The sequence below is a fragment of the Halopseudomonas sp. L-58 genome (assembly GCF_056859475.1).
In genome coordinates, this window is the sequence record NZ_JBSXON010000010.1 from 1 (window position 1) to 8,424 (window position 8,424).

The 8,424-nt window shown below is 58.1% G+C and carries 9 protein-coding genes and 3 tRNA genes; 11 read left to right on the forward strand and 1 reads right to left on the reverse strand.

The features are described from left to right. Nucleotides 1-293: 293 nt before the first annotated feature. From cysP to AC13EY_RS00280, 4 genes are read left to right on the forward strand one after another with little or no spacing between them, the layout of a single operon-like run. Nucleotides 294-1,316 (forward strand): thiosulfate ABC transporter substrate-binding protein CysP, encoded by a 1,023-nt coding sequence (cysP, locus tag AC13EY_RS00265; protein ID WP_228247476.1) that lies wholly within the window; start codon nt 294-296, stop codon nt 1,314-1,316. Nucleotides 1,317-1,325: 9 nt separating this feature from the next. Further along, nucleotides 1,326-2,189, forward strand: coding sequence for a sulfate/thiosulfate ABC transporter permease CysT (cysT, locus tag AC13EY_RS00270; protein ID WP_228247477.1), 864 nt, complete (start codon nt 1,326-1,328; stop codon nt 2,187-2,189). Nucleotides 2,190-2,198: 9 nt separating this feature from the next. Continuing rightward, entirely contained in the window at nt 2,199-3,062 is an 864-nt protein-coding gene (cysW, locus tag AC13EY_RS00275) for a sulfate/thiosulfate ABC transporter permease CysW (protein ID WP_228247478.1), read from the forward strand. Continuing rightward, on the forward strand, nt 3,062-4,153 hold the full coding sequence (locus AC13EY_RS00280; protein WP_228247479.1) for a sulfate/molybdate ABC transporter ATP-binding protein: 1,092 nt from the start codon (nt 3,062-3,064) through the stop codon (nt 4,151-4,153). The genes cysW and AC13EY_RS00280 overlap by 1 nt, the downstream gene beginning before the upstream one ends. Here the strand turns inward: AC13EY_RS00280 and AC13EY_RS00285 are convergent. Then, a complete protein-coding gene (locus AC13EY_RS00285; RefSeq protein WP_228247480.1) occupies nt 4,150-5,007 on the reverse strand; it encodes a LysR substrate-binding domain-containing protein in 858 nt (285 codons plus the stop codon). The genes AC13EY_RS00280 and AC13EY_RS00285 overlap by 4 nt on opposite strands. 360 nt (nt 5,008-5,367) lie before the next feature. Here AC13EY_RS00285 and birA point away from each other — a divergent pair, with 360 nt between their 5' ends. From birA to AC13EY_RS00320, 7 genes are all read left to right on the forward strand, one after another. Continuing rightward, nucleotides 5,368-6,339, forward strand: coding sequence for a bifunctional biotin--[acetyl-CoA-carboxylase] ligase/biotin operon repressor BirA (birA, locus tag AC13EY_RS00290; protein ID WP_228247481.1), 972 nt, complete (start codon nt 5,368-5,370; stop codon nt 6,337-6,339). Further along, complete coding sequence (locus tag AC13EY_RS00295; protein WP_228247482.1) at nt 6,329-7,078, forward strand: type III pantothenate kinase; 750 nt, start codon at nt 6,329-6,331, stop codon at nt 7,076-7,078. The genes birA and AC13EY_RS00295 overlap by 11 nt, the downstream gene beginning before the upstream one ends. Beyond that, nucleotides 7,078-7,755, forward strand: a complete 678-nt coding sequence (locus AC13EY_RS00300; protein WP_228247483.1) for an SPOR domain-containing protein — start codon at nt 7,078-7,080, stop codon at nt 7,753-7,755. Before AC13EY_RS00295 ends, AC13EY_RS00300 begins: the two co-directional genes overlap by 1 nt. A gap of 133 nt (nt 7,756-7,888) precedes the next feature. Further along, nucleotides 7,889-7,973: transfer RNA gene (locus tag AC13EY_RS00305), tRNA-Tyr, on the forward strand. A 24-nt stretch (nt 7,974-7,997) separates the two neighbouring features. Next, a tRNA-Gly gene (locus AC13EY_RS00310) sits at nt 7,998-8,071 on the forward strand. Between the two features lie 24 nt (nt 8,072-8,095). After that, nucleotides 8,096-8,171: transfer RNA gene (locus tag AC13EY_RS00315), tRNA-Thr, on the forward strand. A gap of 85 nt (nt 8,172-8,256) precedes the next feature. Further along, a partial coding sequence (locus tag AC13EY_RS00320; protein WP_482875787.1) for a GTP-binding protein occupies nt 8,257-8,424 on the forward strand: 168 nt, incomplete at its 3' end.

Consider the following 8,424-nt stretch of genomic DNA (forward strand, 5'->3'; position numbering starts at 1 on the left):
ACATACCTAGACCTAGAAATGCACATCCTTACCCTGAGGATCGCTTCGCGTCACATACCCGAGGCAGGAGCCGTATGCGGTAGTTCCGCACGTACGGATCTGTGCGGGGGGCGGCAGGTAACTGCCGTCCCTACCGCGACCGATAATCCGGACGCCTGAACCCGTCAATTGCTTATGTCTTAGCGTTAGATGGAATAAGCAAATCCGTCTAAGCCGAATGTTGTTCTAAGTCTTTGCGGCTTGTAATCTTGGCGTCCTATTCAAAAAGGCGCCTTGTGCGTGTGGAGGATGCAATGTTTCAGTCACCCGGCAAACTGATCAAGCGATTGGTAGTTACTCTGGCCGTTACCGGTAGTGTGGGCATGGCAAATGCCCAGGCAGCTGACCAGGAGATTCTGAACTCCTCCTACGATATTGCCCGCGAGCTGTTTGCCTCGTATAACGAGTTGTTCACACAGCACTGGCTGGATGAAACCGGCAAAACCGTCGAGATCAAACAATCCCACGGTGGCTCTTCGAAGCAGGCACAGGCAATCATTCAGGGGCTGCGTGCGGACTTGGTTACTTACAACCAGGTTACCGACGTGGACATTCTCCACCAGCGCGGGAATCTGATTCCGGCCGACTGGCGTAAGCGGCTGCCGAACGCGTCCTCGCCTTACTACTCGACCATGGCGTTTCTGGTGCGCAAGGGTAATCCGAAAAACATCCAGAACTGGGACGACCTGGTGCGTGACGATGTCAGCTCTGTTCTGCCAAACCCGAAAACCTCGGGTAATGGTCGCTATACCTATCTTGCGGCGCTTGGTTATGCACAAAAGACGTTTGGCGACGATCAGGCTGCCATTGACGAGTTCCTGCGTGACTTTCTCGGCAACGTCGCTGTATTTGATACCGGTGGGCGCGGTGCGACCACCACCTTTATCGAACGGGGCATCGGTGACGTGCTGCTGACGTTTGAGTCGGAAGTTAACAACATTGCTGCCCAGTATCCGCCGGGTGAGTACCAGGTCGTAGTACCTAAGGTCAGCTTCCTTGCCGAGTTTCCGGTTACTTGGATAGATCGCAACGTTGAGCGTAACGGTACGGCCGATGTTGCCAGGGAATATCTGGAATACCTGTATAGCGAAGAGGCTCAGCGCCTGATCGCCGGCTTTAATTACCGCGTCCATGACCAGGCGGTGCAAGCCGAGTTTGCTGATCGCTTCCCCGAGCTGGAGTTGCTGCCGATCGAGGAGATTGCCGGCGACTGGGAGACGGCTATGACCGTTCACTTTGGCAGTGGCGGCAAGCTGGATCAACTGCAGCGCAGGTAAACAAGCACTATGAATCGTAGTTCCAGCGGTTGGTCGCTGTTTGATGCAAAACCCGGCAAGCGAGTGCTGCCGGGTTTTGCGCTCAGTATGGGTATCTCGCTACTGTTCATCAGCCTGGTGCTGCTGCTGCCGGTGACGGGGCTGATTGCGCAGACAGCTGATATGTCCTGGTCGCAGTACTGGGCTGTCATCACAGACGAGCGTGTGGTCGCCTCCTACAAGGTCACGCTCTGGGCTGCATTCTTTGCCTCACTGTTCAACGGTGTTGTAGGGCTGTTGCTGGCCTGGGTGCTGGTGCGCTACGAGTTTCCCGGCAAGCGTATCATTGACGCGCTGATCGACCTTCCGTTTGCCCTTCCTACTGCGGTTGCCGGGATTACTCTTGCGGCACTGTTTGCCGAAAACGGTTGGTACGGCCAGATGCTTGCGCTATTGGGCATTAAGGTGGCGTTCACGCCGCTGGGTATCATTGTCGCGATGGCTTTTACCAGCTTGCCGTTTGTAGTCCGCACGGTTCAGCCGGTGCTCGAGGATCTGGCGCCTGAGGATGAAGAAGCGGCTGTGACCATGGGGGCTTCGGATCTCACGGTGTTTCGCCGTGTCGTGTTTCCCGCCCTGTGGCCGGCACTGATGACCGGTGTTGCGCTGTCGTTTACGCGCAGTCTGGGTGAGTTTGGAGCAGTGATCTTTATCGCCGGCAACATGCCGTATGTCAGTGAGATAACCAGTTTGATGATCTTTATCCGGCTGCAGGAGTTCGACTATGCAGCCGCGAGCGCGATTGCGTCCGTTGTGCTGATGGCCTCGCTGGTGCTGCTGTTTTCGATCAATATCTGGCAGGCGCGTTATCTGCGTCGGCTGCACGGCCGGTGAGAGTCCAATATGCATAAGCAGGCACGGTTGCGTATCGCCGATCAGGCATGGGTCAAGTGGTCTCTGGTGAGTCTGGCTTTGCTCGTTGTTGCGCTGGTGCTGGTGGTACCGCTGGCGATCATTTTTGTGCAGGCGTTTTCCGCCGGCGCTGAAACCTTCTGGGCCAATCTGACGGATGAATACACGCTGAGTGCGATTGGTCTGACGCTGCTTGTCGCGGCGCTTACGGTGCCGATCAATCTGGTGTTCGGTATCTTTCTGGCCTGGCTGGTTACCCGTTTCGAGTTTCCCGGCCGCAAGGCATTGATCACCCTTATCGATATTCCGTTCGCGGTATCCCCGGTGGTCGCCGGCTTGTTGTACCTGTTGCTCTACGGCAGTAACGGCTGGCTCGGTGGGTGGCTGATGGATTACGACATGCAGTTGATGTTTGCCTGGCCAGGCATCGTCATGGTCACCGTGTTCGTGACGTGTCCGTTCGTTGCGCGTGAGCTGATTCCGTTGATGCAGCAGCAGGGGCGCGAGGAGGAAGAAGCGGGTGTTGTTTTGGGAGCCAGCGGGTGGCAGCTGTTCCGGCGCGTTACCTTGCCCAACATCCAGTGGGCGCTGATTTATGGTGTTGTGCTGACCAATGCCCGGGCCGTTGGCGAATTCGGTGCGGTGTCGGTTGTCTCCGGTAACATCCGCGGCGAAACCAACACGCTGCCGTTGCACGTTGAGTTGTTGTATCAGGACTACAACGCAGTCGGGGCATTTACCAGTGCTTCGCTGCTGGCCGGTATTGCGCTGCTGACGCTGCTGGTCAAAAGCATGATCGAATGGCGTCAGGCTCGTCAGCAGGCGACGCCGGCGCTACAGACGGATTCACACTGATGAGTATTACCCTCGAGAACATCGACAAGTCATTCGGTAGCTTCCGTGCCCTGCGCGACATTTCGCTGGAGATCCCGGATGGAGAGCTGGTTGGTCTATTGGGGCCGTCAGGTTCAGGCAAAACCACGTTGCTGCGGATTATTGCGGGGCTGGAAAGTGCCAATGCCGGACGCATTCTGTTTCACGGGCAGGATGTAACCCGTCTGCACGTGCGTGAGCGCAAGGTCGGTTTCGTCTTCCAGCACTATGCGCTGTTCCGCCACATGACCGTTGCAGACAACGTCGCCTTCGGGCTGGATGTACTGCCGCGCCGCCAGCGTCCTTCGGCAGCGGAAATACGCAAGCGCGTTGGTGAGTTGCTGGAGATGGTGCAGTTGTCTCATCTGGCGGGCCGCTATCCCTCTCAGCTATCAGGCGGACAGAAGCAGCGAATCGCCCTGGCGCGAGCGCTAGCGATGCAGCCGCAGATACTGCTGCTGGATGAGCCCTTTGGTGCGCTTGATGCGAAGGTGCGCAAGGATCTGCGCAGGTGGTTGCGAAACCTGCATGACGAATTGAACTTCACCAGTGTGTTTGTGACCCACGACCAGGAAGAGGCGCTGGAGCTGTCTGATCGTGTTGTGGTGATGAGTGCGGGCCAGATCGAGCAGGTCGATCAACCGCAGGCGCTGTATGCCCGTCCGGTCAGCCAGTTTGTATTCGACTTTCTCGGTCATGTAAATGTGCTGACGGGCGAGATAGCCGATCAGCGAATTGCTCAGCGCGATGCCTGGATACGCCTGCCCGAGGCAGTTCCTTCCGCGGCAGCTCAGCTGTACTTGCGCCCCCACGAGGTTCGCCTTCAGCTCCATCCTGTGGATCACGCGCATTTGCCGCTGCAGGTGGAGTCGATCAGTCTGGTGGGGGCTGAAGTGCGACTCGAGTTGCGGCCTTGTGGATGGGATGCGCCTCAGCTTTGGGAGGTGGGCATTACCCACGCCGAGTACAATGGGTGGCAACCGCAACGGGGTGATCGCTGCTTCGCTGTGCCGGATGTAGGCCACCTGTTCCGGCCTGATTGCGCAAGTCCGGGCGCCTTCTATTGGGGTTAGTGCTGACGGAAGCCCTCGGCAATATGCTCGGCAAGACATTCGGTAACCGGTGACTGGCTGCGCGGGTTGCGCAGCAGCACGATGCTTGCCATGGGCATGTCTGGTAATCCTTCTTCCTTACCGATGATGCGCATGTCAGCCGGGATAAGACTCCGTAGCTGTGCCGTGATCGCCAGCCCTGCTCCGACCACGGCCAGAATCGCCGACAGACTCGGGCTGCTGTAGGCCACGCGATAATCGCGGTTCAGGGTGTCCAGCGCATTACAGGCCCAGTTGCGGCAGAAGCAATCTGCGTTGAACATCGCCAGCGGCAGGGTGCTGCGCTCATGCAGCATGGCGTTTTCTGCCTGCGCCCACACCACCTCTTCCTGACGCAGCAGTTGGCCGATTTCCTTGCCTGGCTCTCGAGTGACGATGGTCAGATCGAGATCCTGGCGCTGGAGTAGCTGAAACGATGGCTCGCAGTGCATCTCGACTTGCACCAGTGGAAATGCCTGCGCAAAGCGGGCCAGTACGCCCGGCAGGAAGCGCGTAACGTAATCGTCGGGTGTGCCGATGCGTACCAGGCCGACCATGTGCGGTGCGCGCAGGCTGTTCAGCGCTTCCCCCTGCAGGCGCAGGATTCGTCGTGCGTAGCCCAGCAATAGTTCGCCTTCGGCGGTAAGCAGCATCTGACGTCCGTTGCGCTGAAACAGGCTGCGCTGTACCACGTCTTCCTCTAGCCGTTTCATCTGCATGCTTACAGCAGATTGCGTGCGATTGACCTGTTCCGCTGCTCGGGTATAGCCGCCTTGATCTGCAATGGCGACGAAGGTGCGAAGCAGCTCGCTGTCGATAGTTGGGTAACTGGCCATTCATCAATCCTGAAGATGGTTTGCATAAAAAGCATTCGTTGGATTGATGCTATGCCGATCGGGACAATTTCTCCAGTGCGATCTGGAGGAATGCTTATGTGCAAGTGTGTTGGACGAGGTGGGTGTGCTGCGTTGGTGTGGCGAGCGGGAAGGCGCGCGCTTGGGCGCTGGCGACGTTGGTGCTACGAGCGCCGTCTGTTGGCGACGATGACTGAGGCAGAGATGAAGGATGTGGGTATCAGTCTCGCAGATGCTCACGAGGAGTTGCGGCGTCCATTCTGGTCGCGTCGGCCGAGAGGATAGCGACGGTCGGCCGCCAACGGTATCATGTGCCGTTCATTGCCACAGGTACAGCCAACCATGCTCAGCGAGATACTTGCATTGCTAGCCGACGGGCGCTTTCACTCCGGCGAGGCTATCGGCTCAGAGCTGGGAGTTAGTCGCGCTGCAGTCTGGAAGGCTCTCAAGCGGCTGGAGGACGATGGCTATCCGCTACAGCGCGTCCGCGGCAAGGGGTATCGGCTGCCTCCCGGTGCGAGCATGCTCAATGCCGGGAAAATACAGTCATTGCTGCCGGCAGAACTTGCAGCGCGCTGGCGGTGGTTTGTGCATGAACAGGTTGACTCAACCAACGCGCAGGCGCAGCGCGCTCTGGATCCGCAGCAGCCCCTGCCGCTTATCGTGCTGGCGGAGCAGCAGCTGGCTGGTCGCGGGCGGCGCGGACGGCAATGGGCAAGTCCGTATGCCCAGAATATCTATATCTCCCTGGCCGAGCCTGTCTCTGCTGGCGGTGCGGGGCTCGAGGGGCTCAGCCTGCTCGTCGGATTATGTCTTGTGCAGGCGCTTGAAGATGTCGGCTACCGAGGTTGCCAGCTCAAGTGGCCGAATGATGTGTTGCTTGATAATGCCAAGCTCGCCGGCATTCTTCTCGAAATCTCGGGTGACCTTACGGGCGACGCCGTTGTCGTCATTGGCGTGGGCGTCAACGTGCTACTCGACTCTGCGGCCAGTATTGATCAGGCATGGACGTCGCTTTTGCGCTCCGGGCAGCATGCGACGCTGGATCGCAATGAGTTGATTGCTGCGCTCCTTCGGCGCTTGGCTCCAGCGCTGGACGCTTTCCATCGCCAGGGCTTTGCTCCGTTCCAGCAGCAATGGATGACGCGTAACGCATGGGCGGGCAAGGCCGTAAAAGTGGTGTCCGGGAGTAATGAGCTCTATGGAGTGGATGCGGGTGTCAATGCCCGGGGCGCGCTGCTGCTGCATACCGAAAGCGGTGACGTTGAAATCAGCGGTGGTGAAGTGAGTCTGAGGTTGAACCATGCTTCTTGAGTTGGACTGCGGCAATACCCTGATCAAATGGCGGCTGCTGGATCGGGAGGGGCGCGTCCGTGACCGGGATATGGCGCCCGACCTGGTCGAGCTGCAACGGTTGCTGGGTGGTCAGGAGCGAGAAATCCACGGCTGCCGGCTGGTCAGTGTTCGTTCCGCCGAAGAGAACCAGGTCGTAATGGATCAGCTTACAAGCTGGCTGAAGCTGCATCCGGTGCTTGCGCGTAGCGCCCAGGAGTTGGCGGGTGTGCGCAATGGTTATGCGGATTTCAGCAAACTCGGAATGGATCGCTGGCTGGCACTGGTGGCCGGCTACAATCTGTGTCGCCGTGCCTGTGTCGTGATTGATCTGGGAACCGCGGTGACGGTCGATTTTGTCAACGCGGCGGGCCAGCATCTGGGGGGATACATTGCGCCGGGCAGCAAGCTGCTGAGGGGAAGCCTCAAGCGTCACACCAGACTGATCCGCTATGAGCAGTCACTGCGCGGCGATCTTGCGCTGCCGCAGCCGGGTGAAAGTACCGCCGAGGCCGTGGAGTTCGGCTGTGATCTTATGCTGGTCGGCTTCGTTCGCGAGCAGCTTCGTGTCGCGCGCCACACGCTCGGCGAAGAAATGGTGGTAATTCTGACCGGTGGGGATGCCGAGCGGATGGCCGAAGCGCTGCCGCAAAACTGCCATATCATCAACGATCTGGTTTTCGATGGGCTGGCGCTGGCTTGTCCCATGGAGATTGATTGATGCGTTCGCTGTTCCTTTTTCTGCTGCTGCTAAACATTCTGTACGCACTTTGGCAGTTGCAGAGCGGCGAACTGGTGCCTGATCGCGAGCTTGACGTGTCGGCTCTGCCGGTGCCTGATTCCCTTGTCGAGTCATCGATGATCAGCTCGCACCCTGCATCTCTCTCAGGTGCCGATACTTCGCCCGCAGCGCTGTGCATTCGTCTCGGTGTCTTTGCAGATCGTGAGGAGGCGGCGCAGTTGCTTCAGCGGCTGCTTGCGCTGGACGTAACGGCGGAGGTGGTAGCGGATGAGATTGTCAGCAGTAGCGATTACTGGCTTGTAATGTCGGTAATGGGTGGGGCTTCGGGCGCACTGGCGAAGCTGTCGTCGCTGCAGGAGCGAGGGATTGATAGCTTTGTGATAACCGAAGGCCCTCTGGCTGGCAACATCTCTCTAGGTGTATTCAGTCGGGAGGATTATGCGGCCGCCCGACAGGCTCAGTTGCAGTCAGACGGTTACGACGTGCGTATCGAGCGAGTGGAAAAATTGCGCAGCCAATACAGTGTCCAGGTGGCTCCCGAAGCGCGCAGGCTGGTAGGCTCGGAGCTGCTGCTCAAGCTGCGGGAGGACTTCCCTGCAATGCAGCATCAATATCAATCGTGCGCACCCGTTGCCAATGAGCGCAACATCCCCTAGAATTGCGCCCGCTTCACGGCTCGGCAGTCCCGGACTTCCGGCCAGTCGGTAAAAAATATCTTCAAGTAAGTGTTTTTGCTGATAAAAGTGTTGACAGAGGGTCGCCAAGTGATGAAAATGGCGCCTCTTTTACGGAGGGGTTCCCGAGCGGTCAAAGGGATCAGACTGTAAATCTGACGGCTTAGCCTTCGAAGGTTCGAATCCTTCCCCCTCCACCAGATTTCGCGTAGTCAGGCTACTTGGCGGGTATAGTTCAATGGTAGAACCTCAGCCTTCCAAGCTGATGGTGCGGGTTCGATTCCCGCTACCCGCTCCAGTCTGACGATGTAATGGTTTGTAAGCTCATGTAGCTCAGTTGGTAGAGCACACCCTTGGTAAGGGTGAGGTCAGCGGTTCAAATCCGCTCATGAGCTCCAATATCAAGGCAGATATGCGAATATCTGCCTTTTATTTAATGGTCGCGTGACACGCGCATTGCTCTCACGAATAGGGGATCTCTCGATGGCTAAAGAGAAGTTCGAACGTAGCAAACCGCACCTGAACGTAGGCACCATCGGTCACGTTGACCATGGCAAGACTACCCTGACTGCAGCTCTGACCCGCGTTTGTGCAGAGTCCTACGGCGGCGCTGCCCGTGCGTTCGACCAGATCGACAACGCGCCGGAAGAG

What these genes read in the sequence shown, in the direction of transcription:
- cysP (WP_228247476.1), top strand. Translation starts at nt 294, where the DNA reads ATGTTTCAGTCACCCGGCAAACTGATCAAGCGATTGGTAGTTACTCTG.
- cysT (WP_228247477.1), top strand. Translation starts at nt 1,326, where the DNA reads ATGAATCGTAGTTCCAGCGGTTGGTCGCTGTTTGATGCAAAACCCGGC.
- cysW (WP_228247478.1), top strand. Translation starts at nt 2,199, where the DNA reads ATGCATAAGCAGGCACGGTTGCGTATCGCCGATCAGGCATGGGTCAAG.
- AC13EY_RS00280 (WP_228247479.1), top strand. Translation starts at nt 3,062, where the DNA reads ATGAGTATTACCCTCGAGAACATCGACAAGTCATTCGGTAGCTTCCGT.
- AC13EY_RS00285 (WP_228247480.1), bottom strand. Translation starts at nt 5,007, where the DNA reads ATGGCCAGTTACCCAACTATCGACAGCGAGCTGCTTCGCACCTTCGTC.
- birA (WP_228247481.1), top strand. Translation starts at nt 5,368, where the DNA reads ATGCTCAGCGAGATACTTGCATTGCTAGCCGACGGGCGCTTTCACTCC.
- AC13EY_RS00295 (WP_228247482.1), top strand. Translation starts at nt 6,329, where the DNA reads ATGCTTCTTGAGTTGGACTGCGGCAATACCCTGATCAAATGGCGGCTG.
- AC13EY_RS00300 (WP_228247483.1), top strand. Translation starts at nt 7,078, where the DNA reads ATGCGTTCGCTGTTCCTTTTTCTGCTGCTGCTAAACATTCTGTACGCA.